Genomic DNA, 23084 nt, shown 5'->3' on the forward strand with positions numbered 1-23084 from the left:
CTCGGGCGCCCCGCCGGGCGGCGGCCCGAAGGCGAGTGTGGGCGCCCCCGCGCCCGGAGCGCCCGGAGCGGCGGGGGCCGCCGGAGCCGGAGGCGTAGGGGCAGGGGCGGCGGTCGGAGGGGCCCAGGGGTCCTCCCTTGACCCGCTCCCGCTCGGCGCCCTGTCCGCCGGCGGCTCGTCGTTCGGTTCGGGACGTGCGTCGTTCGGCTCTTCCCCCACCACGGTTCCCCCTCGTGGTCCATGCGCGGTGACACCCCACCGTCGTCCTTCTCACTTACCCTCCACGGTTCGCCCACACGCGTCCACCGTTTTCGGCAAGCCCGTGACCGACCTCGACGCACCCGCTACGGCGTTTCGCCCCGCGCAGGGCCTAGAGTCGCGGGGTGCCGTACCACCACCGGAACACCGCCCGCCGTACCCTCACCCTCGCCCTCGCCGCCACGGGCTGCTGCGCCGTGCTCGCCGGGTGCGGGGCCTCCCAGGCCGCGTCACAGAGCGGAAAGGCCCAGGCGCCCCAGGGCGAGAGCGGGACGCAGTCCCGGCCGCCCTTCGCCTCCGCCCCCGCCGCCCCCCGGCCCACCCGCTCGCCGGTCCCGGCGCGGGGGAGCGGTTCGCTCGCCGGGAGGACCGTCGTCATCGACCCCGGCCACAACTCCGGCAATTTCCACCACTCAACCGAAATCAACCAAAAGGTGAACATCGGGACGACCCGCAAGGAGTGCGACACCACCGGCACCTCCACCAACGCCGGCTACACCGAGGCCTCCTTCACCCTCGACGTCTCCCACCGGCTGCGGGACCTCCTCACCGCGCGCGGCGCCAAGGTGGTCTTCACCCATGACGGCGAGCGCCCCTGGGGGCCGTGCATCGACGAGCGGGCCCGGATCGGGAACGCGGCCCGCGCCGACGCCGTGGTCTCCGTCCACGCGGACGGTTCGGCCGCGGGCCACCGCGGCTTCCACGTGATCCTGCCCGCGAAGGTCCGGGCGGGTTCCGCCGACACCGCGAAGATCGTCGCCCCGTCCCGTACGCTCGGCGAGCGGATCGCGGACCGGTTCGCACGCGCCACCGGGACCTCGCCCGCCAACTACATCGGCGACGGTACGGGGTTGGACGTACGGGACGATCTCGGCGGCCTCAATCTCTCGACCGTCCCCAAGGTCTTCGTCGAATGCGGCAATATGCGTGACCCGAAGGACGCACAGCTGCTCACGTCGTCGACGTGGCGGCAGAAGGCGGCGCAGGGGCTCGCGGACGGCATCGCGACCTACCTCGAGGGGTAGGAACGGCGGGCGATAGATTCGCTCCGTACGATGGGGCCTCTCCCGCGCCGTGAAACACCCGAGCGCCACCCCCGACGCGACGACCGACGACCTGACGAAGGACTCTTACGTGGATATCCGATCCCTCACCCGAGGCGACGGCGTGCTGATCGGTGCAGCGGCGTTGCTGTTCATCGCCTCGTTCCTGGGCTACTACTCCTACACGGGCGTGCCCACCGGCGCCCCGAACTCCTGGTCCTCCCTGGGGAACGCCATCGGCGTCTACATGGTGGGCGTGATCGGCGCGGCCCTGATCGTCCTCCCCCGCATGCTGCCGCAGTCGCAGCCGCGCAAGGTCCTGGGTCTGGACCTCGCCCAGTTCGGTGTCGCCGCCACGATCTTCACCGCCTGGTCGTTCCTCTGGACGATCATCGACCTCGACGGGCCCGACGCCGGCGCGGGCCTGATCCTCGGTCTCATCGCCTCCCTGGCCCTGGCCGGTGCCGCCGTCGCCGGTCCGATGATCCCCGCCCTGAAGGCCCCGCTCGTCACCGCGCCCAAGCCGCAGACCCCGCAGCCGTACGGCGTGCAGCCCGGCCAGCCGGGTCAGCCGGGCGTCCCCGGCGGCTACGGCTACCCGGGCGCGCAGCAGCAGCCGTACGGTGCCCCGCAGGACCCCTCGCAGGGTGCGGGCCAGCCGTTCGGCGCTCAGGCCGCCGCCCCGCAGCCGCAGGCCGCGCAGCAGCCCGAGCCGCAGGCAGCCGCCCCGGCCCCGCAGCCGGCCTCCGACTTCGCGCCGTTCTGGTTCGCGGTCCCGGCCGCGCGTCCGCTGTACGCGGAGGACGGCTCGCAGGCGCCGATCGCCGAACTCGCCCCGGGCACCTGGTACCTGGCGGTCGAGCAGCGCGGTCCGGGCCTGGTGGCCCAGACGCAGGACGGCCGCCGCGGCGTCCTCCAGGACACCACCGGCATCCAGCGCGGCTGATCCCCCGCTCCACCCGACGGCCCTCCGCCCGGAATCCCTTCCGGGCGGGGGGCCGTTGCCGTACAGTCCCCGCAACACGTATCTGACGAAGCGTCAGAAAGGATGCGGGCATGCGGCTCGGACTCGCCCTCGGCTACTGGGGCCGCGGCCCCTCCCCCGCCCACCTCGACCTCGCCCGCGAGGCCGAGCGGCTCGGCTACGACTCCGTGTGGACCGCCGAGGCCTGGGGCTCCGACGCCTTCACCGCACTGACCTGGCTCGCCGCGCACACCAGCCGCATCAGGCTGGGCACCGCCGTCGCGCAGATGGCCGCCCGCGCGCCCACCACCACCGCGATGCACGCGCTCACGCTCGACCACCTCTCCGGCGGGCGCGTGCTGCTCGGGCTCGGCCTGTCCGGGCCGCAGGTCGTCGAGGGCTGGTACGGGCGCCCCTTCCCCCGCTCCCCGCTGACCGCGACCCGCGAGTACGTGGACGTGGTCCGCCAGGTGCTACGCCGCGAGGCCCCCGTACGGCTCGACGGACGCCACCACTCCCACCCGTACACCGGCCCGGACGGCACCGGCCTCGGCAAGGCGCTCAAGCCGATCACGCACCCGCTGCGCGCCGACGTCCCGATCCTGCTGGGCGCCGAGGGGCCGAAGAACATCGCGCAGACCCTCGCCATCGCCGACGGCTGGCTGCCCCTCTACTGGACGCCCGACCGCTGGGCCGAGGTCTACGCCCTCCCGGACGCCCTCCCGGACGCGCTCCCGGAAAGCTTCCTGGTCGCCCCCATGGTCCGGGCACAGCTCTGCGAGGACGTGGCGGCCGGACTCCTTCCGGTCAAGGCGATGCTCGGCTTCTACATCGGCGGCATGGGGCACGCGGCCCGCAACTTCCACGCCGACCTGATGGGGCGCATGGGATACGAGAAGGAGGCCCGCCGCATCCAGGAGCTGTTCGCGGCGGGCCGGCGCGAGGAGGCCGTGCTCGCCGTGCCGGACGCCTTCGCCGACGAGATCTCGCTCGTCGGCCCCCGGGAGCGGATCGCCGAACGCCTGGAGAGATGGCGGCAGGGCCCGGTGACGGACCTCCTTGTCACGGCACCGGACCCGGCCACGCTCCGTCTGCTCGCGGAGCTCAACGCATAGCGTCAGCCGCCGCCGAGCTGTGAGGCGCTGGGGACCTTGTCCACGACCTCGGCGCCGGCGCTCTTGCCCGCGTCCTTGACGCTGTTGATGATGTTCTCGAAGGCGCCGACGTCCGCGTCGCCCGCCTCGCCCTTGCGGAGCTTCGTCCCCAGGTCCTTGAGCGACTCGATCCCGGCGGAGAGCGGCGCGACCGCCTTCGAGAGCAGCGGGTCGCCCTTGGCGTTGTTCACCGCCGCCTTGAGCCGGTTGTACGTGAACGCGCCCGCGAGGCCCGCCTTCACCAGGGCGAAGGTCCTGCCGTCCGCGCCCTTCTTGAACTTGCCCGCGCGGTACGGCTTCACGATCCACTGGTAGGTGGCACCGGCGGCCAGACCGGCGTTGGCCACGAACCGCGTCTTCGCCAGCTTCTGCTGCTCGAAGCTCGCCGAGGCCGTCGGGGCCTCGGCGGCGCTCGCACTCGTCTTGTCGTCGCCGCCGCCGCAGGCGCCGGTGGTCAGGAGCAGGGCGCAGGACAGCAGCAGTGCCACGACTCCGCGCGAAACACTTCTGGACAAGACGGACCTCCCTGGTGACGGTGGCGCCAGCCTCGCCCGGGGCCCTCCGTGCGGCCACCCGGGCGACCCCGAACGGGTGGCCGCAGCCGGTCCGCGCATCCCTCTCTACTGACGTCCTCGCAGGTCAGGGGCGTGGGACGTCCCTCCGCGTCCCTGGGACGCCGATGCCTCTGGCCCCCCGTCCGGCCCGATCGGACAGTGGTCACGAAGGTCGGTCCGGGACGGCTCCGGACCCGGAAGGGTGTGACGGTGAGACGCCGCGTCTGCGCAGCGGGAAACTGCCAGTGGTTCTACGCGAGGCCCGACGCCCGGCTCCGGCCGGGCATCGGCGCGTACCGCGGATTCCGGTCGACGGCGGGCCTGCCGCAGGAGCGGCTCGTGGTGCCGACCGGGAGGGTGTCGCTGCTCATCGGGTTCGGCAGCGAGATGCGGCTCGGCCGGACGGGGCGCGGGGCGGCGGGGGCCGCGGCGCCGGCGCACACCTCCGTGGTGTCCGGTCTGCACACCCGGGCCAGGGTCCTCGGCCACCAGGGCGACCTCCACGGGGTGGAGCTCACCCTCGCGCCCTGGGCGGCGTACCGCCTCTTCGGCGCCGCCCTCGGGGAGCTCGCGGACACGGTCACGGACCCGGCGGACGTCCTGGGCGGCCGGGTCCGTGACCTCGGCGCGGCCCTGGAGGCGGCCCCGGGGTGGCGGGAACGGTTCGCCCTGCTCGACGAGGCCCTGCTGCGCTGGACGGCCGATTCCGCGCCGTCCCACGAGCCGTCCCCCGCCGTCCTGGAGGCCTGGCGGCTCCTCGACCGCACGGCGGGCCGCCTGCCGATCGGGGAGCTCGCCACCAGGACCGGCTGGAGCCTGCGGCACCTGGAGAACCGCTTCCGCGAGCAGATCGGTCTCACCCCGAAGCGCCTGGCCCGCGTCCTCCGGTTGAACCGGGCGATCGGGCTCCTCGCCACGGGCGGCGGGGCCGCCGGCGTCGCGGCCGACTGCGGGTTCTACGACCAGTCCCATCTCAGCCGCGAGTTCACGGCGATGACGGGGATGCCGCCGGGCCGTTTCCTGGCGGCCAGGAGCGGGGCCAGTGCATGGCTGGCCGGTTGAAACCGGCCATTCCGTGTGGTGCGTTTTTGTCCAATACGGAGCCGTGCGGCGGGTGTCAGCCTGTCTGCGCGCGCGACCCGTCGGGTCGCTCACCGGCTCACGACATGAAGGTGGATCAGAGAATGAGCAGCATCACTGGGTTCCGCAAGCGGGCCGCGGCCGCCCTCGGCGCGACGGCGCTGATCGTCGCGGGCGGTGTGGCGACGGCGGGCCAGGCGGCAGCCGGCCCCAACTGCCCGTCCGGCTACCACTGTGTCTTCTCGGCCTCCATCGCGAACAACAACAAGCACGCGTACTTCAACAGCGACACCGACTTCACCAACGACTACTTCGACGTCTACGGCAACGTCGTGAACGACGACGTCCACGCCGCCAGCAACTCCAGCAACAGCGGCTACGAGAGCCACTACTACCGGGACATCAACTACGGCGGCGGGCTGCTGTTCTGCGTGAACCCCGGCAGCTCGGTCGACTCCTGGCAGCTGCCGGACGACGGCGTCGACGGCAACGGCGACAGCGGCAGCAAGGCGGGCGAGGCCAGCTCCCTGCGGGTCCGCTCCACGACCACCATCCCCTGCTTCTGACCGACCGGCGCGATCCGGGGCCCGGCGACACGGGGGTGTGCCGGGCCCCGTCCCCCTCCACGCATCCGAAAGGCAGCTCACAGATGACCAAGAACAACCGGATCACCGGACTCGGCAAGCGGATCGCCTCCGTGGCCGGCGCGACCGCGCTGCTCGTGGGCGGCGCCGTCGCGACCGCGGGGCCCGCGGCGGCAGGTCCCAACTGCGCGTCCGGGTACCACTGCGTCTTCATCAGCTCCATCGAGAACAACGTCAAGCACTCGTACTTCAGCAGCGACAGCGACTTCACCAACGACACGTTCGACGGAGCCCCGGCCGACGTGAAGGTGAACGACTACGTCGAGGCCGCCAGCAACTCCAGCAACAGCGGCTACGAGAGCCACTACTACTACGACATCAACTACGGCGGCGGTCTCGTGTTCTGCGTGAACCCCGGCAGCTCGGTCGACCTCTGGTCGCTGACGGAGGACGGCTACTCGGGCAACGGCAAGGGCCAGCGCAACGAGGCCAGCTCCCTGCGGGTCCGCTCCACGACCACCATCCCCTGCTTCTGATGCGGCACACGCTCATACTCGCGCTCGGCCTGGCCGTCGGCGCGGCGGCGCTGTCCGGGTGCGGCACGACGCCGGAACCGGACCACCGGACCACCACGGCCACCCGGATCGACACCGCCGAGCTGCACCGGCGGCCCCCGGTCACCGAGCTCCTGTTCACCCCGAACGACCGCAGCCATGAGGCACAGCGGCAGTTCGCCATCACCTGCATGGCGAAGCGGGGCTACCGGTACGCCCCTGTCGGGGCGGCGGAGGCGGCGGAGGGCGGCGACCAGCTCCCGCAGCCGTTCGGCCTGGAGTCGGCGTCGCCGGCCCCGGAGGCCGCCCCGCCGGTGACGGAGGCGCCCCCGAAGCCGGGCAGCCCGGAGAGCACGGAGGCGTACGCCCGGGCCCTGTTCGGGGACCAGAGCAAGCGGGTCACGGCCAAGGGCATCCGTATGAGCGTGTCCCGCCCGGGCAACGGCTGTCTCGCCGAGGCCGAGAAGCGCGTCCTCGGCGACGGCCGGATGCGGTGGCTCCAGGTGCGCATCATGCTCTTCGAGGCGCAGGAGCAGGCCCGTAAGGACGTGGAGAAGGATCCCGCGTTCAAGGCCGTGACGGCGCGGTGGCGGACGTGCATGGACCGGGCCGGGTTCACCGAGCCCGATCCCGCACGGCTCCTCGCCTCCCTGCGCACCCCCGGGGCCCGGGCGTCCAGCACCGCCCTGGCGACGGATCTGCGCTGCAAGGACGAGACGGGCTACCTCGACACCGCGTACACCCGGCTCGCCGCCGTCCAGCAGCGGTGGCTGGACCGGAATCCGGCCGTCGCCAGGGACTGGAAGACCCTGACGGACCGCCAGGAGCGGGAGTCCCGCGAGGTCCTGTCCGCTTCCGCTACTTCTCCTCGCTCGGGATGAAGCGGCCGGTGCAGCTGCGCGGCCCGTCCTTCGGCAGGGCCGCGCAGACCCACACCGAGCCGTCGTCCGGGGCCGCGATCAGCGGCGTGTAGACGTCCCGGTCGTAGTGCACGACGTCGGCCTGCGCGGCGCCGTCGGAGTTGTTGACGACCACCGTGGCGCCGATCTGGGCGAAGGAGATGCGACCCCACGCCGCCCGGCAGGCCTTGCTGTACCGGAGCTCGATCACCAGGTCCTTGGGGATGGAGCCGGTCCGTTCCGTGACCGCGTCGGCACCGCAGTTCATCTTCTTCGGGTCCCGGCCCTCGCACGCGGTGCCGGTGCAGCCCGTCGCCGGGCCCGCGACCTGCACGGCGCGGGTGGGGCGGGACTCCGGCTTCTCGCCGAAGAACATCACGGCGGCCACGGCGACCGCCGCGGCGACGAGGAGTCCGGCCACGGCCGAGATCCACAGCGCGCGCCTGCGCCCGGGCCGCGCGGGCGCGGCGTCCGGAGCGGGCGCGGGCACGGGCACGGGCGCCTCGTCGGAGGCCCCGTCGGAGGCCTCGTCCGCCGACGCCCGTTCCTCGTCCGCCCGGTCCCAGAGGGCGAGCAGGACCGCCGGGTCCTTCCCGTCGAGCCGGGCGATGCTCTCCACGGCGGCCCGCGGCGGGAACTGCTTCCCGTTGACCCAGCGTTCCCAGGACGACTTCGCGTAGTGGGTCTTCTCGCCGAGCTGGGCGAAGCTCAGTCCCGACGCCTTCTTCAGGGCGAGCAGTTCGCTCGCCAGCTCCTCGGCCGAGGCCGTGGATCTCCCGCTCACAGACCCTTGACGGTCCACTTGACTCTGCTCTCCCGCACCTTGCGCATGTTCATGCCACTCATGAACGCGCACATCCTAGAGCGCGGGAAAGCATGCTCAGCAGCAGTCCGGGGCCAGGCCCGCGGGGAGCCGGTCGCCGCCGAAAACGGCGACGGTCGCCTCCTCGCCGCCGAGGGCCGCGACCGCGAGGAGGAGGGAGCCGGCGGTCCAGGCGGTCTGCTCCTCGGGCCACACGGCCTTGTCGCCCTCCGTGGCGCCCTCGAAGACGTACCCCGTCCAGTACATGCCGTTCGCGGCGCGCAGGTGCTGGATGTCCTGGAGGACCGTGAGGGCCCGGTCGGACTCCCCCATCGCCCAGAGCGCGAGGGCCAGTTCGCAGCTCTCGCCGCCCGTCACCCACGGGTTGGGGACGACGCAGCGCACGCCGAGGCCGGGCACGACGAAGGCGTCCCAGGAGGCCTCGATCCGCTCCTTGGCCTCAGTCCCGGTGACCGCGCCGCCGAGGACCGGGTAGTACCAGTCCATCGAGTAGCGGGACTTGTCGAGGAAGCGCTCGGGGTGCCGGCGGATCGCGTGGCCGAGGGCCCCGGCGGCCAGCTCCCAGTCGGGCTGCGCCTCCTCGCGGACCTCGGCGATGGCGAGGGCGCAGCGCAGTGCCTGGTGGATCGACGAACTGCCGGTGAGGAGCGCGTCGTCGACCGGCGTGCCGTCGTCCTCGCGCTTCCAGCCGATCTGGCCGCCGGGCTGCTGGAGCCCGAGGACGAACTCGACGGCCGCGTAGACGACGGGCCACATCCGGTCGAGGAAGGCGTCGTCGCCGGTGGACAGGTAGTGGTGCCAGACGCCGACCGCGATGTACGCGACGAAGTTGGACTCGCGACTCCGGTCGGTGACCTGCTCCGGGTCGCCGTCGTGATAGGCCGCGTACCAGGAGCCGTCGCCGTTCTGGTGGCGGGCGAGCCAGGCGTAGGCGCGGGCGGCGGCCTCGTGCTCGCCGGCCGCGTCCAGGGCCATGGCGGCCTCGGTGTGGTCCCACGGGTCCAGGTGGTGGCCCCGGAACCAGGGGATGGCGCCGTCCTCGCGCTGCACCGCGAGTATCCCGGCCACGGTCTCGGCGGCCTGCTCGGCGGTGAGCACCCCGGGCAGGACGAGGTGCTCGGCGATCCGCTCGGGAGAGGTCACTGGGCGTCGGCCTTGGGGAGGTGGGGCTTGGTGGCGTAGGCGACGAAGCTCTTGCCGACGACCGGGTTGAGCAGCTGCTCGGCGACCCGGGTCAGGGCGGGCTTCTTCATGATGTCCCAGACCAGGAGCTTGTGGTACGCGCGGACCGGCAGCGCCTTGTCGTTGTCCACGCCGAAGGCGCACTTGAGCCACCAGTACGGCGAGTGCAGCGCGTGCGCGTGGTGGGTGCCGTACGGCTTGAGGCCGGCCTGCCGGATCTTGGCGAGCAGCTCGTCGGCCTTGTAGATGCGGATGTGGCCGCCCTCGACCTCGTGGTACGCGTCGGAGAGCGCCCAGCAGACCTTCTCGGGGCCGTACCGGGGCACGGTGATCGCGATCCGGCCGCCCGGCTTGAGGACGCGGACCATCTCGGCGAGCACGCCCTTGTCGTCGGGGATGTGCTCCATGACCTCGGAGATGATCACGACGTCGAAGGACTCGTCGGGGAAGGGCAGGTTGAGGGCGTCGCCCTCCATCGCGGTGGCGGTCGCACCGGCCGGGGCCTCGCCGGCCTCCTTCATGGCGGCGAACCACTTGGCGACCTCGCGGATCTCCTCGCCGTTCTGGTCGAGCGCCACGACCTGGGCACCACGCCGGTAGCACTCGAAGGCATGCCGCCCCGCACCACAGCCCAGATCGAGCACACGATCGCCGGGGGCGAGCGGAAAACGGGTGAAGTCGACGGTCAGCACGAGGTCTGCCTTTCACGGTTGGAGAGTGGTTGCGGGCAGTCGCCGCCTAGTTGTGGGTGGGCGCCGCCGCTCGGTTGTGGGCAGGCGTTCCGCGGGGCGGAACGGGTGGGCACAACCGACCCACCGGGCCGCACCCGGCACCGACGGCGGGGTGTCACCGGCGGACTCCGGCTCCCTGACGGGCCACGGCCTCGCGGTACAGCTCGGCCGTCCCCTGCGCGGCCCGCGCCCAGGTGAAGTTGGCCAGGACCCGCTCGCGCCCGGCGGCACCCAGCCGAGCCCGCAGCTCGGGATCGCCAAGCACCCGCCCCAGCGCAGCGGCCAGCGCACCGGCATCCCCCGGCGGCACCGCCAAGCAGGTCTCGCCGTCGGGACCGGCAACCTCCGGGATGGCGCCGCCCGTCGTCGCGACCAACGCGGTCCCCGTCGCCATCCCCTCCGCCGCCGGCAGCGAGAACCCCTCGTACAGCGACGGCACGCACGCGACCTGCGCGGACCGGTAGAGGTCCACGAGCTCGGCATCGCTGATGCCCTTGACGAACGAGACGGCGCCGTCGAGCCCGTACCGCTCGATCGCGGCGGCCACCGGCCCGTCCTCGGCGCGCTTGCCGACGACGACGAGGTGCGCCTCGGGGTTCTCCGTACGGAGCTTGGCGAGCGCCTCGATGAGGAAGACCAGGCCCTTGAGCGGGACGTCGGCGCTGGAGGTGGTGACGATCCGCCCGGGGACCTCGGCGACGGACGGATCCGGCGACCACAGGTCGGTGTCGGCACCGATGTGGACGACCCGGATGCGCTCCTCCCGTACGCCCAGGTGCTCCACGATCTCCTGGCGGGAGGTGCCGGAGACGGTGAGGACGGACGGCAGCCGGCGGGCGACCTTCTTCTGCATGCCGGTGAAGGCGTACCAGCGGCGGACGGAGGCGCGGCGCTTCCAGTCGGCGGCGGCGTCGAGTTCGAGCTGCCGGTCGACGGTGATGGGGTGGTGGATCGTGGTGACGAGCGGCGCGCCGATCGCGCGCGGCCCGCCGAGGAGCCCGTACCCCAGGGTCTGGTTGTCGTGGACGACGTCGAAGTCGCCGCGGCGGGCGGCGAGCATGCGCCGGGCCCGCAGGGAGAAGGTGAGCGGCTCGGGGAAGCCGCCGGTCCACATGGTGGCGACTTCGAGCGCGTCGATCCAGTCCCGGTACTCCTCGCGCTTCGGGGTCCGGAAGGGGTCCGGCGAGCGGTAGAGGTCGAGACTGGCTATCTCGGTGAGCTTGAGCCCCGCGAGGTCCTCGCCCTCGTCCAGGACGGGGTACGGCTGGGAGCCGATGACCTCGACGCTGTGGCCGAGGCGGACGAGCTCGCGGGAGAGGTGCCGGACGTAGACGCCCTGGCCCCCGCAGAACGGGTTCCCCTTGTACGTGAGGAGAGCGATCCGCAACGGACCGTCACCGGCCGCGGTGACGCCCTGTCGGGGGCTTGCCTCTATGGCCTCAGCGGTCATGCGCGACCCCCTTCGAGCGTGCGTTTCGCGGGAGCGTAACCGCTCGCGCTAATCTAGAACAAGTTACAGACTTGATCGTTCTTGATCCTTCAAGGAGCACAGAATCTACCGGCAGGTAGCTCCGTGGTGAGAGCCGGAACAGGTGATTCGCGCCACGGCGGCGGCACGGCCATACTGTCGCTCCCCACCGAACGGAAGCCGCACGGAACGGGACCTCATGACCGCAGACAGCAGAGCGGACCACAGAGCCGCGTCGCCGCCCCTCACGGAGCGCCAGGAGGCGCGGAGGCGCCGCATCCTGAACGCCAGCGCCCAGCTCGCGGCCCGGGGCGGCTTCGACGCCGTGCAGATGCGGGAGGTCGCCGAAGCGGCGGGGGTCGCCCTCGGCACCCTGTACCGGTACTTCCCCTCCAAGATCCACCTCCTCGTGGCGACCATGCAGGACCAGCTCCAGCACATGCACACCACGCTGCGGAAGCGGCCGCCCGCCGGCGCGGACCCGGCGGAACGGGTCGCCGAGACCCTGATGCGCGCCTTCCGGGCGCTGCAGCGGGAACCGCAGCTGGCCGACGCGATGGTGCGGGCGCTGACCTTCGCGGACCGCAGCGTGAGCCCCGAGGTCGACACGGTCTCCCGGGTGACGACCGCGATCATCCTGGACGCGATGGGGGCGGAGCATCCGACCCCGAGTCAGCTCTCGGTGGTCCGGGTGATCGAGCACACCTGGCACTCGGCGCTGATCACCTGGCTGTCCGGACGCGCCTCGATCGCACAGGTGAAGATCGACATCGAGACGGTCTGCCGGCTGATCGACCTGACCGCCCCCGGGGCGGGTGCCGCTCCCGGGGGCGAGTGACCTCAGGGCTTCTTGTTCTTCTTCAGGTCGGCCGCGAAGAGCGCCTCGCACTCCGGGCCGGTGTCGGTGGCGATGAACATCACCATCTTCAGCGGCCCGGTGGAGTGGTTGCTGGCCTTGAGCTGCCAGCCGCTCTTCGTGAAGGTCTTGATCTCCGAGCCGCCCTGCGCGAGGCCCTTACCCTCGGCCCAGCCGCCCTTGGCGAGGGCCGTGACCGTGCCGTCGTAGGACTTCTTCGGGTCGGCCGCCTTCTCGGCGTCGGCGTTCCAGGTGACCATGCAGTTCTTCAGCTCGGGCGCCACCGGGTCGCCGGTGGGGTCCTCGGCGAAGCCGGCGGCGGTCGCCGCGCTCTCGATCTCCTTGCTCACCGCGTCGGCGGTGAGCGTGCCGTCGCCCGCCTCCGAGCCCCCGCCCGAACCGCCCGTCGAAGCCGAACCGGCCGAGGAGGAACCGGCCGAGGACGAACCGCCCTTGTCCGTACCGCCCTCGCTGCCACAGCCCGAGACGAGCAGCGCCACACCGGCGGCCGCGGCCACCCACATCGCCTTGCGCACAACACTCCCAATTCCGCGCGCACGAAGGCCCCTTGCCCCCGTGACCAAGGGGCCTAGTTTTGCACGTGGAAACGGCTGCTCGTCCCGACAGGGCTACTCCTCCGGAGGGAACACCGGTTCCCCGCCGTCCGCCAGGGTGATGAGGATGGCCTCCACCGGGCAGCCCTCCGCCGCCGCGAGGAGGCGTTCGCCCGCGTCGGTCTCCGGTTCGCGGGGGTGGGACTGACGGGCCGTGTCGAGCCGGAAGCCGTCCGGGGCGTGGTTGACGCACATGCCGGAGCCGATGCAGACGCTCCGGTCGACCTCGACGTGCCAGCGGTCCCCCATCACGCCCCGCCCTCGTAGCCGCCGGGCAGGTGGATCATCTTGTGCTCCAGGTACTCGCCGAAGCCCTCGGGGCCGAACTCCCGGCCCAGGCCCGAGTTCTTGTAGCCGCCGAAGGGGCCGAGCATGTCGAGGCTGAAGGTGTTGACGTTGAAGGTGCCGGTGCGGACGCCACGGGCGAAGTCGATGCCGTGCTCCACGTCCCCGGTCCAGACGCTGCCGCTGAGCCCGAAGTCGGAGTCGTTCGCGATCCGCCGGGCCTCGGCCTCGTCCCCGTACGGCAGGAGGCAGATGACCGGGCCGAAGATCTCCTCGCGGGCGATCCGCATCGAGTTGTCGACGTCGCCGAAGAGGGTCGGCTCGACGTACCAGCCGCGCTCCAGACCGGCCGGACGTCCGCCGCCGGTGAGGACCTTGGCGCCCTCGGCCTGCCCGATCCCGATGTAGTCGAGGGAGCGCTGCTGCTGGCGCCGGGCGACGAGCGGACCGACCTGGGTGGCCGGGTCGAGCGGGTCGCCGACGACGAGCGCGCCGGCCGCCGCCGCGAGGGCCTCCGCGATCTCCTCGTACCGCGAGCGGGGCGCGAGGATGCGGGTCTGGGCCACGCACGCCTGCCCGTTGTTCATCCAGGCGGCCGGGACGATCCCGGCGACGGCGGTCGCCACGTCCGCGTCGGGGAGGATCACGGCGGCCGACTTGCCGCCCAGTTCGAGGGTGACGCGGGTGAGGTTGCGGGAGGCGACCTCCATGACCCGCTTGCCGGCGGCGACCGATCCGGTGAAGGAGACCTTGTCGACGCCGGGGTGGCCGACGAGGTACTCGCTGACCTCGCGGTCGGCGGGCAGGATCGACAGGACCCCCTCCGGGAGCCCGGCCTCCGCCGCGATCTCACCGAGGATGTACGAGTCGAGCGGCGACTCCGGCGAGGGCTTGAGGACCACCGTGCAGCCGGCGAGCAGCGCGGGCCCCAGCTTGGCGGCGGCGGTGAACTGCGGCACGTTCCACGGGACGACCGCCGCGACCACCCCTACCGGCTCGCGCCGCACGAGCAGCGGCCCGAGGACACCGCCGCGCCGCTCCTCGTACGGGAAGTCCCGGGCGACGGTGATCGCCGCGTCCCAGACCATCATCGCGCCGAGCGCCTGGGCGAGGACGGACCAGGAGTACGGGGAGCCGTTCTGGGAGCTGATGACGCGGCCGATCTCCTCGTACCGGACGGCGATGGCGTCCTTGATGCGGGTGACGACCGCGATCCGCTCCTCGACGGTCATCCGGGGCCAGGGGCCGTGGTCGAAGGCGGCGCGGGCGGCGGCCACGGCCCGGTCGACATCGGCCTCGGAGGCGTGCGGGACACGGCCGATGACCTGCTCGGTGTGCGGGGAGATCACCTCGATGACCCCGTCGCCGAGGGGATCGGTCAACTCCCCGCCGATGAACAGCTTTCCGTGCTCCACAAGCTCGGTCATGACCGCTGCCTCCCGGGGAGATGGAATTGCCCGTTGAAGTTCCGACGATGTTCCTGACGGTTCTTCAGAACTGATACCAGTTCTAGTTATACTTGGCCAGACTTGAGGCCAAACCGGCCCCCACCAGCAGCTTTGCCACTGGTGGGGGCCGTCGTCATGCCGCCTGGGCCGTCTGTGGGCCGTCGGGTGCTTCGCCGCGCGCCTTGTAGACGTCGTCGACAGCCTTCCGGGTGCGGCTCTCGCTGCTCGGCATGAGGTGGGTGTACGTCCTCAGCGTGAAGCCGGGGTCGGCGTGCCCCAGATAGCCGCTCAACGCCTTGATGTTCTCGCCCGCGTCGAGCAGCACGGAGGCGTAGAAGTGCCTCAGCGCGTGCATGCCGTCCTCGCGCGACTCCTTGGGCCTCTCCCCCGGTTCAGGAGCCGGGATGACGTCCGCGGCCACGAGGGCGGGCTTCCAGGAGGCGGTGTTGAAGTAGTGCCGGCCGACGGCCTTGCCCTCCTCCGTCGTGAACATCAGACGCTTGGTCACGAGCGGACCGTTCAGCGTCTCCCACGGCAGCGTGACCTCCTCGGGCGGGAACTCCTTCATATGGGCGGCCAGCGCGCGGCTCACGTGCACGGGCAAGGGAACGTCACGCACCTTGCCGCGCTTCGGCGGGGCGAAGACGGCTCGTCCGCCGATGAGCTTCACCTGATAGCCGACGTGCAACCACCCCGTGAGGAAGCCGACTTCGTCGACCGGAAGCCCGAAGATCTCGCCCTGCCGAAGCCCACAGCCGCCGCCCACGTCGACCATCGCCCGGTAGTGGGCTGGGAGCGCCTCTCGCACCGCGAACACCTGCTCAACGCTCCACGGGCGAACGCGCTTCGAAGCCTGTGCCGGCGCCTTCACCGAAGCGGCACGGAAGGGATTCCGCGCGATGAGCCGGTCGTCCACGGCGGCCGTGAAGACCGCCGAGACGTTGGCGTAGATGGTCCGCCGGGTAGACGCGGCCAGGCCCGCGTCCTCCAGCTTCCGCAGCCACTCCCGGATGTGCTCGGGCTGGAACGAACCGAGGGGGCGGGACCCGATGTACGGGTACGCGTGCAGCCGGATCCTGGACTCGGCTCCGGTGCGCGTGGAGACGTCCGTCGTCTGCGCGGCGACCCAACGTTCGGCGTACTGCTGGAAGGTGGTGCGTCCGACCTTCGGGTCGATGTACTCGCCCCTGGCCATGTCCGTCTCGATGCTCGTCAGCCACTGCTCGGCGAGGCGCTTCTGCCGGTCGGGGAAGCTCTTGGACTTCTCTGTGCCGTCGGGGCCGACGTACCGGGCCCGGTAGCGCATGCCCGTGCCGTAGCGGTCCGTCTTAACGCGCCGGGTCTTGCCGTCGGCGCCCTGCTCGACCTTGAACCAACGGTCCTGGATGTGACCTGCCATGTGGTGCTGTGCCTCTCTCAGGGAAAGCCGTGGGGCGCGACCGCATGGCCGCGCCCCGGGGGTTGGATCGATCGGTTGTGTCTCAGGCGGCCAAGTCGGCGGCCATGCGCTCACGCGTCCACTGCTGGACGGCGACGGGGTCGTACCGGACGTGCTTCCCGACCCGGAAGCCGGGCGGGCCGGTGCGCTTTCGGCGCCACTGGTAGACGGTCTCCAGAGGCACGCCGAACAGCTCGGCGATGTCATCGGGGGTGAGGTAGCGGTCGGGGAGTCCGGATCGCAGGGTGGTCAAGGCGGATGCCATCCGCAGCTCTCCTCTCGGATGTGTCCGAGGTCGGGATTTCTGCGTCATCGCGTCATTCGCGTCACTCGGTCGTCTGACCTGCGGGTTTCAGTGACGCAAGGGTGCGCGGTCTGCGTCATTGGTGACGCAGGCTCTCCGTCACGGGTGACGCGGGTGACGCGGAGTGACGCAGACTTTGGCGTCTGCGTCACCGCCGTTACTGCTGGTCAGGTGCCGTTTCCGGCCGTCCGTGACACAGGTGACGCAGCGTTTCTCTCTTAGGAAAAAGAGAGGGTGGTGTCTGTTGTTGTGCGCGCCTCAATGCGTGAAGAGGGAGCCGCAGAGCGGCACGCCTTTGGAGCGGCGGCGCGGCCGCCGAAGAGCAAGAGGAGCACGTCCCCGCGTGGCGGCGTGCTCCTCTTGCCTGTGCGGTGGCCCGTGCGGCGCGGTCTAGAACATCCCGGCCTGCGTGTCGGGCGACGGCTGCGGCGGGCGGGACATCTCGATGTAGCGGGCGGTCTTGGTACGGCCCCAGTCGACGACGACACCGCGCGCGGCCAGGACGGGCTGCAGCCGCTTGAGCCGGTCGGAGAGGACCTTTCCGGTGGTCGGCCACCCCTTCGGCGCGGGCCGCAGGCCGTCGCGCGTGTAGAGCTGGGTGAGGCAGTGCAACCACTCGGACGACGTCATCCGAACGTCCGCGCCCGGATCGATGCCGGCGGCGTGGTCGAGGACGGTCTGCGCGAGCACGTCGCCCTCGATGACATCGTCGTTCAGGTCGTCCAGGCTGGTCCGGTAGGCGTCCAGCGCGCCGAAGCCGGTGGCCGCGTCAAGCTGCGCGCACAGGTGGGCGAAGTCGGCCATGCGCAGGTCGGTCGGGATCTGCGCCTGGGCGGCGCGGACCTTGACGGTGAGGTCGAGCAGCGAGCCGAGGATGACCGGGAGAATCTCCTCGAACTCCGCCCACAATTCCGCCTCGGTCCGCCGCACGAGCGGGCGCTCCAGACGCAGCGGGAGGAGGCGTTCGGCGAGGTCGGGGCGGATGACGCCGACGTCGATGCCAGTCAGCAGCAGGGGCTTGCGGTAGCGGGAGCGGACGACGTCGCCGTCGGTGAACAGGGCCCGCTTGATGGTCTCGGCGCCGGTGACGATGCAGCACATCAGGTCCGAGAGGTCCGGGCCGAGGTGGGAGAGGTTGTCGAGCGCGGTGACCCATCCGGCGGCGACGGCCGCGATGAGGTTCTCCTCGTCCTTCGGGGCGCGGCGCAGGTCGCTGCTCATACCCTCGATGATCCGCAGGAGCATCCGCGCGCCGGTGGACTTGCCCGCGCCCTGGGGGCCGGTGAGGAACGGGGCGGGGACGGGCACGGACGGCCCCAGGCAGCCGATGAGCCAGGCGATCGCCAGGCTCTCGGTCTGGGCGTTGGCGAAGTTGCACAGCCGCATCAGCAGGTCGATGCCTTTGCCGTTGGTGTCCCTGGCCGGCAGCGGGAGCTCCCCGGTGAGCTGGGTACGCCGCCAGCACACCTCCTGCGGGTCGGGGGTGCGGATATCCCATCCGGTGGGGTGGATGCGGACGGACTTGCCGTCGTCGCGGCCCAGGTCGAGCCAGGTCGCCCCGTCGAAGCCGGGGGCGACGCGGATGTGGACGGGCTGTACCTGCTCGGTGATGGCCAGTGCCTCGATCAAGTCCAGAGCCTCCTTGAGTGCGGTTCCGTTGAAGACGCCGTAGCCGTCCTTGAACAGGCCGACGATGAGTTCCTGGCGGTGGCTGCCCGTCGTTCCCTGGGAGCGGATCGGGCGGGCGACGGGGTGGCCGTTGCGCTGGGCGTAGACGGTGCCGTCGGCGGTGCGGAAGTACCGGAAGTGGGCCTGCGCGTAGGTGGAGATGACCTCGCGGGCCGGATTCTTATCGTCCTCGGACATGTCACATCCCCAGTGCGGTCTGGGCGTTGGACCACGCCTCGGTGCAGTGCCGGGGCAACTCCCCCTTGGCCTGCGCGGCGGTGAACAGGCGGCCGATGTGCGCCTCGGTGAGGCAGCCGCACCGGCCGTGGGCGGACAGCACCGCCAGGAACGTCCGGTACACCGTGGTGTGAATGGCGCTCGTAGCGTCGGTGATGCGCTGCTCGGCCATGGCGATACCGCGCTCCAGGTAGGCGGGCGAGCGGTGCCGGCACTCCCCGCCCCCGGTCGGCGCGGAGACGGTCACGGCACGCGGCGCCGGCCGGACGGCGGCGGGCTCCTTCTCGGCGAGCGCGCGCACCGTGTCCGGCAGCTCCGCCAGGGTGCCGGTGCCGGGGCCGAGCCACCGGGCGTAGGACATCAGGGACTTCAGGTCGACGCCGTCCCGGACGCCGTTCACTGAGCGCATGGTGCCGGAGTAGATCCAGTGCTGTCCGCGTGTGGTGGGCACGGTCGTGGTGGGCGGAAGGTGGGTGCGGGCCCAGTCGACGGCGGCCGGGTTGTCGAGGTCGACGACGGTCACGCCGGCGCCGCCGGGGTGGTAGCCGATGGCCCGCGTCCGGCGCCATGCGGCCGCCCACTGCGGGGAGGTGAGGACGGTCGGGTCGGTGGTGGCGGCGGCCCAGCCATGGCAGGGCCACGGGCAGGCGCAGGGGCCGGGGGTAGCCATGTTCGGGCGTCCACCGCACGCCAGGTCCTCGCAGGCGCGGCAGTTGCCGAGGGGGCGCTTGTCGGCCCGCAGGGGCAGGACCGGCAGCCCCATCTCGGCGAGGCCGAGGGCGGTGGCGGGGATGCTGTTCACGCCGCCACCCCCGCCCGGACCTGAGCCAGGAACGCGGCGCCGATCCACTGGGTGTAGGCGGGCGGGATGGCCTCGGTGAGTTCCTCCCGGACGTCGGTCCAGTCGATGCCCATGGCGGCCTGAAGCTCGGGGATGGTGGGCTTTCCGCCGCCGTTGCCGTACGCGGCGACGTACGGGCCGTCGAAGAACTCCCCGTGCCGCCACCCCCGCACTCGACCTCGGTGGGGGACGTGCGCGGGCTGGGCGACGCTCCACCGGCCGAGTTCGAAGTTCCGGTGCCGCAGCACGCCGAGGCCGAACTGCTCGCCGCACAAGGTCAGGTCCTTGCGGATCTCCGCCTTGCCGTTGGGCTGCTCGATCACGTACGGCAGGCCGGACGCCTCCAGCAGATCACGAGTGGGCGGGACCAGGTCGACGTGGGTGCCGCCCCAGCCCTTGGACCGGTTGGTACCGACGGTGAGCGCGCATCCGGCCTGGCAGGGCGGCGAGGTGTGGATGAACGCGTACCGCTCGATCTCCCCGGAGGCGATCAGGGCGGAGAGGTACTCCAAGGCATCGGCCTGGACGAAGGTGAAGGGGTAGTTCGGGCGAGGGCGGATGTCGACGCCGACGACGTCGAACCCGGCCCAGTCGAACCCGCGTCCGGCGCCGCCGGCGCACGAGTACAGGTCCAACAGGAGCGGCCGGGCGGCGTGCTCTCGCCGAATGAGGGTGGGTTGGGTCATGCTGGGTGTCTCCAGTTCTCTTGCTTAGTGCTGGATGTGAGGGCGGCCCCGGACTTTGCCGAGACGGGGGCCGCCCTTGTTGCTGTCACGCGGCGAACAGGCCACGCTGCCCTGGCTCGACGTCGACATCGACGACGGCGGGCTGCGGGGAGTCGGTGGTGACCGGAGTCAGGACGGGCGCACGAGTGTCGGTGGTGGGGCCGTCGTTGTGGAAGCGCCAGGTGCCGACGTCGTGCTGCGGCCGGTCCTTGGACGGCGGGGTGTAGCGACGGGCCTCGGCCGGGTGGGTCGCGTTCCAGTCCTCCGCGCACACCTTGTGGACGGCCTCTCCGGCGTGGGACCGCAGCGGGGTGGGCCTGCCGCACAGGCAGCACGGCCGGTCCCGGGTGGGGTCGAAGTGCCGGCCGTCGCCCCAGTCGAGGAGAGAGGTCATGGCAGGGGTCAGGAGGTCTTGGGGCGGGGGCGGCGGCGGGTGTCGGGGGTCTCGCTGCCGCGCGGGGAGGTGTTGGGGCGGGAGCCCATGTAGCCGAGGCCGCCGGGGGTGGTGGAGGCCAGGCCGGGGTGTCGCTTCGGGGGCTTGCTCGGGCCGTTCGGCATTGCTCCTCCTGGGTTCGGGTCAGAGGTTGGAGGCGGCCTCGACGAGCGAGGCCGCGAGCTGGTTGATGGGGCGGGCGGCGCCGGTGGAGGCGAGGAAGAACCCGAAGCCGGCGGCGATGAACGCGGCGCCGGGGCCGAGGGTGCGGGAGCGCAGGAGGAAGAACAGGACGAGTCCGAACAGGGCGACGAGCGAGACGGTGAGGGCCACGGGAAGGGGTCTCCGTTCGACGGTGGGGGTCAGCGGCGGGGGGTGCGGCGGCAGGTGGCGGCGTGGTCGTTGGCAACGCGGTCGGCGCCGTGCTTGCTGATGTGCCGGCCGGAGCCGCACCCGGCGCAGTAGAGGTAGGCCTTGAAGAGCGTGTCGCTGAGTTCGACCGTGTATCCGGCGGCCGTGGTGTAGGTGGTCCGAGCCATGATGGGGTTGTCTCCTTGGTCGGGTGGAGTGGTCAGGGAGGGAGGCAGAGATGGCCCGCAGAGGGCTCCTGGAGGGGGTTTCAGGGCCCTGAGCTGGGGTGCCTCCCTGCCTCCCTGGAAGGGTGTTTGCGCTGATCAGAGCCAGGGAGGCGGGTCAGGGAGGCGGTCAGGGAGTTCTCCCTGCCTCCCTGCCCGTCTCCCTGTCACCGGGAGGCCGTTTCGGGGGTCTGGTCGGCCCGTCGGGCGAGGGCGTCGGCGACCCTGAGGCCGTCGACGACCATGCGTCCGTCGGACTTGCGCGGCGGGGCGCCGGCCGCTTCGAGGACCTGGCGGAGGTCGGAGAACGTCCACTCGCGGTACTCGCCGGGGTTGAGCGCGGCGAGGCGGCGCAGGACTTCCTGGGTGAGCAGCTTCGGCTCGTCGCCGAGGACGCGGTCGATGTCGGCGAGCGCGTCGACGGCCGTCTGCGAGGGCTCGACGGCGCTCAGGGTGGTGACGCCGTCCCGCAAGTTCCGGGCCCGCTGGGCCACGGCCTTGGCGTCGTCGTCGTCGATGAAATGGGTGCGGACGGTGATGGACGGCTGCCCGGCCGGGATCTTGATGCCGTCCGAGGCGATGACGACCGTGCCCTTGTCGAGACCCTGGCGGAGCAGGTGCGGGGCGGCGCCGCCGTCGACGGCCTTGTCCCCGAGGGCCATGCGGGCCTGGGACTCGGTGCCCAGGACGAGGGAGACGCGGGTGTGGGCGCCCTCGCGGACCAGCTTGGGGAGGTTCTGGTCGGTCGGGTCCTGCGTACCCTCCCACATCAGCACGTCCACCGCGCGGCCCTGGTTGTGAATCTTGCGGACCGCCATGAAGTACCGGGACGTCGCCTTCGACCCGCCATAGGGGCGCTTGTCCTCGCCGACGGCCGGGCACATGAACGCGACCTGCGCCTCGTCCACGATGCCGATCAGCGGGTCGAACTTGGTGCCGGGCGGGGCCTGGAGACGGCGCTCCATCTCCTCGACCAGGCCTTCGACCATTTCGGTGGCGTCGATGACGTGCTCGTCGGTCGGGCCCTGGATCAGGACGGTGGCGATGCCGTCGAACATGCCCCAGTCGCCCACGCCCTTGAGGTCGGCGATCCGGAACTCCACCCGGCGGTCCAGGGCGAGCCACAAGGCGAGCGCGCGCAGGGACGCGGTCTTGCCCTGGTTGGACAGGCCCGTGATGAGCATGTGGCGCTGGTAGAGGCTGATCGTGGCGGCGTCGCCGCGCAGGTCCTGGCCCCAGGGGGCGCGGCCCTTGGCGTAGTCGGCGCTCATCGTCTCGTCGGTGACCAGCGGAGAGGGGCCGATCGGCTCGTCGAGCGCGCCGGAGTCCGCGATCCACAGCCGCACCGTGCGGGCCGCCTCCGGGATCGTGATGAACACTTCGTGCTCGTGGCGGGCCAGATTCTCCGCGAGCTTCTTACGCCGGTTCTGCACCTCCTCCGTGGAGACGCCGGAGGGCAGGGTGACGTCGACCTCCACACCGCATCCGGCGATCCGGATCGGGCCGAGCATCTGTGCGCCGGCGTCGCCCATCTCCTTGATGGCGTTGCGCAGCGGGGCGATGCCCAGGTCGCGCAGGGCGGTGACCACGATGGACGGGGTGATCGGCGCCCCGGCGTCGTCGGAACGCTGCTTGGCGGGAAGAGCCCACTGGGGGGCGGTGGCGCGCTGGCGCCCGACCGCCCACAGTCCGGCGAGCGCGAGCCACGGCCCGATCGCGACGAGCGGCCCCCACACCATCTGCACGATGACGACGAGCAGCCGGATCAGCTCGATCAGCGCCATCAGCGGCGTGACCACGTCGGCCGGATCTTTGGTGGCGATCGCGAGGGCGACGCCGACAGCGAGGAGGCCGCCGATGCCGGTGGCCGTGCCGATCGCCGCGCTCTTCGCGGCGTCCTGCGGGGCGGTGAGCAGGTCCATGCGCCGCTTGTGCCGCTGCTCGCGGAAGCGGTGCAGCCGCTCCTCCCACTCGCCGGCCGCCTCGTAGTTCCCCGCGGCTTCCGCCGCCCGCAACAGCCGCTCGTAGCGGGCGCCGGTGCGGCCGTCCCACGCACGACGGGTCACCACCCGGGTGCCGCCGATCAGGTAGGAACCGTGCCGGACGGTCAGCCGCGCGGCCTGCCGGGTCCGCTCGTGCTTGACCGCACCGGTCACGGCGCGGCGCGTACGCAGGAACACCCGCACCGGGCGGGACCGTTCGGGCTGCTCCGGAACGACCGTCAGGGTCGGAGCGCTGGGCTTTTCTTCGGTAGGCGGGTCCTTGAACAGGCTAACCACGTTGTCGGTCATGCTGGGTATCTCCTGCCGCTCGAAAGGGTGGAGGGAAAAGCCCGGGGCGGTCGGGATGCTTGGCGGCTGTCGGCC

The 23084-nt window shown here is 71.8% G+C and carries 26 protein-coding genes; 8 read left to right on the top strand and 18 right to left on the bottom strand.

Annotation, left to right across the window (positions count from 1 at the left end; genetic code table 11):
- Window positions 1-383 precede the first annotated feature (383 nt).
- From SVTN_RS11365 to SVTN_RS11375, 3 genes are all read left to right on the top strand, one after another.
- Complete coding sequence (locus SVTN_RS11365) at window positions 384-1283, top strand: N-acetylmuramoyl-L-alanine amidase (RefSeq protein ID WP_041128985.1); 900 nt, start codon at window positions 384-386, stop codon at window positions 1281-1283.
- Between the two features lie 109 nt (window positions 1284-1392).
- Window positions 1393-2247, top strand: a complete 855-nt coding sequence (locus SVTN_RS11370) for a hypothetical protein (protein ID WP_174518251.1) — start codon at window positions 1393-1395, stop codon at window positions 2245-2247.
- A 110-nt stretch (window positions 2248-2357) separates the two neighbouring features.
- Window positions 2358-3380 carry an LLM class F420-dependent oxidoreductase gene (locus tag SVTN_RS11375; RefSeq protein WP_041128986.1) on the top strand — a complete coding sequence of 341 codons (1023 nt, stop codon included), beginning with the start codon at window positions 2358-2360 and terminating at the stop codon, window positions 3378-3380.
- Window positions 3381-3382: 2 nt separating this feature from the next.
- Here the strand turns inward: SVTN_RS11375 and SVTN_RS11380 are convergent, their stop codons facing one another.
- Window positions 3383-3934, bottom strand: coding sequence for a hypothetical protein (locus tag SVTN_RS11380; RefSeq protein WP_041128987.1), 552 nt, complete (start codon window positions 3932-3934; stop codon window positions 3383-3385).
- Window positions 3935-4183: 249 nt separating this feature from the next.
- On the opposite strand from SVTN_RS11380, the gene SVTN_RS11385 reads away from it, so the two are divergent.
- The 4 genes from SVTN_RS11385 (at window position 4184) to SVTN_RS44210 (ending at window position 7072) form a co-directional block, all read left to right on the top strand.
- Entirely contained in the window at window positions 4184-5035 is an 852-nt protein-coding gene (locus SVTN_RS11385) for a helix-turn-helix domain-containing protein (RefSeq protein ID WP_159026435.1), read from the top strand.
- Window positions 5036-5157: 122 nt separating this feature from the next.
- The gene (locus tag SVTN_RS11390; RefSeq protein ID WP_041128988.1) at window positions 5158-5619 is read left to right on the top strand and encodes a hypothetical protein; all 462 of its coding nucleotides are present in this window, start codon (window positions 5158-5160) and stop codon (window positions 5617-5619) included.
- Between the two features lie 83 nt (window positions 5620-5702).
- A complete protein-coding gene (locus tag SVTN_RS11395; protein ID WP_041128989.1) occupies window positions 5703-6173 on the top strand; it encodes a hypothetical protein in 471 nt (156 codons plus the stop codon).
- Window positions 6173-7072: a hypothetical protein gene (locus tag SVTN_RS44210; RefSeq protein WP_041128990.1), complete on the top strand. Its 900-nt coding sequence runs from the start codon at window positions 6173-6175 to the stop codon at window positions 7070-7072. Before SVTN_RS11395 ends, SVTN_RS44210 begins: the two co-directional genes overlap by 1 nt.
- Here the strand turns inward: SVTN_RS44210 and SVTN_RS11405 are convergent.
- The 4 genes from SVTN_RS11405 to SVTN_RS11420 all read right to left on the bottom strand — a co-directional run bounded on the left by SVTN_RS11405 (window position 7050) and on the right by SVTN_RS11420 (window position 11276).
- Window positions 7050-7874 (bottom strand): DUF2690 domain-containing protein, encoded by an 825-nt coding sequence (locus tag SVTN_RS11405; RefSeq protein ID WP_052499062.1) that lies wholly within the window; start codon window positions 7872-7874, stop codon window positions 7050-7052. The genes SVTN_RS44210 and SVTN_RS11405 overlap by 23 nt on opposite strands.
- A 96-nt stretch (window positions 7875-7970) precedes the next feature.
- Window positions 7971-9056, bottom strand: a complete 1086-nt coding sequence (locus SVTN_RS11410) for a prenyltransferase (protein ID WP_041128991.1) — start codon at window positions 9054-9056, stop codon at window positions 7971-7973.
- Window positions 9053-9787: a class I SAM-dependent methyltransferase gene (locus SVTN_RS11415; RefSeq protein WP_041128992.1), complete on the bottom strand. Its 735-nt coding sequence runs from the start codon at window positions 9785-9787 to the stop codon at window positions 9053-9055. Before SVTN_RS11415 ends, SVTN_RS11410 begins: the two co-directional genes overlap by 4 nt.
- Window positions 9788-9941: 154 nt before the next feature.
- Entirely contained in the window at window positions 9942-11276 is a 1335-nt protein-coding gene (locus tag SVTN_RS11420; RefSeq protein WP_041128993.1) for a glycosyltransferase family 4 protein, read from the bottom strand.
- A gap of 217 nt (window positions 11277-11493) precedes the next feature.
- Between SVTN_RS11420 and SVTN_RS11425 the strand changes: the two genes are divergently transcribed.
- Window positions 11494-12132 carry a TetR family transcriptional regulator gene (locus tag SVTN_RS11425; protein ID WP_041128994.1) on the top strand — a complete coding sequence of 213 codons (639 nt, stop codon included), beginning with the start codon at window positions 11494-11496 and terminating at the stop codon, window positions 12130-12132.
- Window positions 12133-12134: 2 nt separating this feature from the next.
- Here SVTN_RS11425 and SVTN_RS11430 read toward each other — a convergent pair whose 3' ends face one another.
- The 13 genes from SVTN_RS11430 to SVTN_RS11480 form a co-directional block, all read right to left on the bottom strand.
- Entirely contained in the window at window positions 12135-12686 is a 552-nt protein-coding gene (locus tag SVTN_RS11430) for a hypothetical protein (protein WP_041128995.1), read from the bottom strand.
- Between the two features lie 93 nt (window positions 12687-12779).
- Window positions 12780-13013: a ferredoxin gene (locus SVTN_RS11435; RefSeq protein WP_041128996.1), complete on the bottom strand. Its 234-nt coding sequence runs from the start codon at window positions 13011-13013 to the stop codon at window positions 12780-12782.
- Window positions 13013-14476: an aldehyde dehydrogenase gene (locus tag SVTN_RS11440; protein ID WP_041128997.1), complete on the bottom strand. Its 1464-nt coding sequence runs from the start codon at window positions 14474-14476 to the stop codon at window positions 13013-13015. The genes SVTN_RS11435 and SVTN_RS11440 overlap by 1 nt, the downstream gene beginning before the upstream one ends.
- Window positions 14477-14630: 154 nt before the next feature.
- A complete protein-coding gene (locus tag SVTN_RS11445; protein WP_041128998.1) occupies window positions 14631-15896 on the bottom strand; it encodes a tyrosine-type recombinase/integrase in 1266 nt (421 codons plus the stop codon).
- 82 nt (window positions 15897-15978) lie between these two features.
- The gene (locus tag SVTN_RS11450) at window positions 15979-16200 is read right to left on the bottom strand and encodes a helix-turn-helix domain-containing protein (RefSeq protein ID WP_041128999.1); all 222 of its coding nucleotides are present in this window, start codon (window positions 16198-16200) and stop codon (window positions 15979-15981) included.
- A gap of 429 nt (window positions 16201-16629) precedes the next feature.
- On the bottom strand, window positions 16630-18105 hold the full coding sequence (locus SVTN_RS11455; protein WP_041129000.1) for a hypothetical protein: 1476 nt from the start codon (window positions 18103-18105) through the stop codon (window positions 16630-16632).
- A 1-nt stretch (window position 18106) separates the two neighbouring features.
- Window positions 18107-18907: a bifunctional DNA primase/polymerase gene (locus SVTN_RS11460; protein WP_245727891.1), complete on the bottom strand. Its 801-nt coding sequence runs from the start codon at window positions 18905-18907 to the stop codon at window positions 18107-18109.
- 35 nt (window positions 18908-18942) lie between these two features.
- On the bottom strand, window positions 18943-19671 hold the full coding sequence (locus SVTN_RS11465; RefSeq protein WP_041129002.1) for a DNA cytosine methyltransferase: 729 nt from the start codon (window positions 19669-19671) through the stop codon (window positions 18943-18945).
- A gap of 85 nt (window positions 19672-19756) precedes the next feature.
- Window positions 19757-20104 (bottom strand): hypothetical protein, encoded by a 348-nt coding sequence (locus tag SVTN_RS11470; RefSeq protein WP_041129003.1) that lies wholly within the window; start codon window positions 20102-20104, stop codon window positions 19757-19759.
- Between the two features lie 8 nt (window positions 20105-20112).
- The gene (locus tag SVTN_RS44215; RefSeq protein WP_159026436.1) at window positions 20113-20268 is read right to left on the bottom strand and encodes a hypothetical protein; all 156 of its coding nucleotides are present in this window, start codon (window positions 20266-20268) and stop codon (window positions 20113-20115) included.
- Window positions 20269-20287: 19 nt separating this feature from the next.
- A complete protein-coding gene (locus tag SVTN_RS11475) occupies window positions 20288-20476 on the bottom strand; it encodes a hypothetical protein (protein WP_041129004.1) in 189 nt (62 codons plus the stop codon).
- A 29-nt stretch (window positions 20477-20505) separates the two neighbouring features.
- Window positions 20506-20682, bottom strand: coding sequence for a hypothetical protein (locus SVTN_RS44220; RefSeq protein WP_159026437.1), 177 nt, complete (start codon window positions 20680-20682; stop codon window positions 20506-20508).
- A 203-nt stretch (window positions 20683-20885) separates the two neighbouring features.
- Complete coding sequence (locus SVTN_RS11480) at window positions 20886-23009, bottom strand: FtsK/SpoIIIE domain-containing protein (protein WP_041129005.1); 2124 nt, start codon at window positions 23007-23009, stop codon at window positions 20886-20888.
- Between the last annotated feature and the right edge of the window lie 75 nt (window positions 23010-23084).

It is taken from the genome of Streptomyces vietnamensis, assembly GCF_000830005.1.
GTDB lineage: Bacteria > Actinomycetota > Actinomycetes > Streptomycetales > Streptomycetaceae > Streptomyces > Streptomyces vietnamensis.

What these genes read in the sequence shown, in the direction of transcription:
- SVTN_RS11375 (WP_041128986.1), top strand. Translation starts at nt 2,358, where the DNA reads ATGCGGCTCGGACTCGCCCTCGGCTACTGGGGCCGCGGCCCCTCCCCC.
- SVTN_RS11390 (WP_041128988.1), top strand. Translation starts at nt 5,158, where the DNA reads ATGAGCAGCATCACTGGGTTCCGCAAGCGGGCCGCGGCCGCCCTCGGC.
- SVTN_RS11395 (WP_041128989.1), top strand. Translation starts at nt 5,703, where the DNA reads ATGACCAAGAACAACCGGATCACCGGACTCGGCAAGCGGATCGCCTCC.
- SVTN_RS44210 (WP_041128990.1), top strand. Translation starts at nt 6,173, where the DNA reads ATGCGGCACACGCTCATACTCGCGCTCGGCCTGGCCGTCGGCGCGGCG.
- SVTN_RS11420 (WP_041128993.1), bottom strand. Translation starts at nt 11,276, where the DNA reads ATGACCGCTGAGGCCATAGAGGCAAGCCCCCGACAGGGCGTCACCGCG.
- SVTN_RS11425 (WP_041128994.1), top strand. Translation starts at nt 11,494, where the DNA reads ATGACCGCAGACAGCAGAGCGGACCACAGAGCCGCGTCGCCGCCCCTC.
- SVTN_RS11435 (WP_041128996.1), bottom strand. Translation starts at nt 13,013, where the DNA reads ATGGGGGACCGCTGGCACGTCGAGGTCGACCGGAGCGTCTGCATCGGC.
- SVTN_RS11440 (WP_041128997.1), bottom strand. Translation starts at nt 14,476, where the DNA reads ATGACCGAGCTTGTGGAGCACGGAAAGCTGTTCATCGGCGGGGAGTTG.
- SVTN_RS11445 (WP_041128998.1), bottom strand. Translation starts at nt 15,896, where the DNA reads ATGGCAGGTCACATCCAGGACCGTTGGTTCAAGGTCGAGCAGGGCGCC.
- SVTN_RS11450 (WP_041128999.1), bottom strand. Translation starts at nt 16,200, where the DNA reads ATGGCATCCGCCTTGACCACCCTGCGATCCGGACTCCCCGACCGCTAC.
- SVTN_RS11455 (WP_041129000.1), bottom strand. Translation starts at nt 18,105, where the DNA reads ATGTCCGAGGACGATAAGAATCCGGCCCGCGAGGTCATCTCCACCTAC.
- SVTN_RS11460 (WP_245727891.1), bottom strand. Translation starts at nt 18,907, where the DNA reads ATGGGGCTGCCGGTCCTGCCCCTGCGGGCCGACAAGCGCCCCCTCGGC.
- SVTN_RS11465 (WP_041129002.1), bottom strand. Translation starts at nt 19,671, where the DNA reads ATGACCCAACCCACCCTCATTCGGCGAGAGCACGCCGCCCGGCCGCTC.
- SVTN_RS11470 (WP_041129003.1), bottom strand. Translation starts at nt 20,104, where the DNA reads ATGACCTCTCTCCTCGACTGGGGCGACGGCCGGCACTTCGACCCCACC.
- SVTN_RS44215 (WP_159026436.1), bottom strand. Translation starts at nt 20,268, where the DNA reads ATGCCGAACGGCCCGAGCAAGCCCCCGAAGCGACACCCCGGCCTGGCC.
- SVTN_RS44220 (WP_159026437.1), bottom strand. Translation starts at nt 20,682, where the DNA reads ATGGCTCGGACCACCTACACCACGGCCGCCGGATACACGGTCGAACTC.
- SVTN_RS11480 (WP_041129005.1), bottom strand. Translation starts at nt 23,009, where the DNA reads ATGACCGACAACGTGGTTAGCCTGTTCAAGGACCCGCCTACCGAAGAA.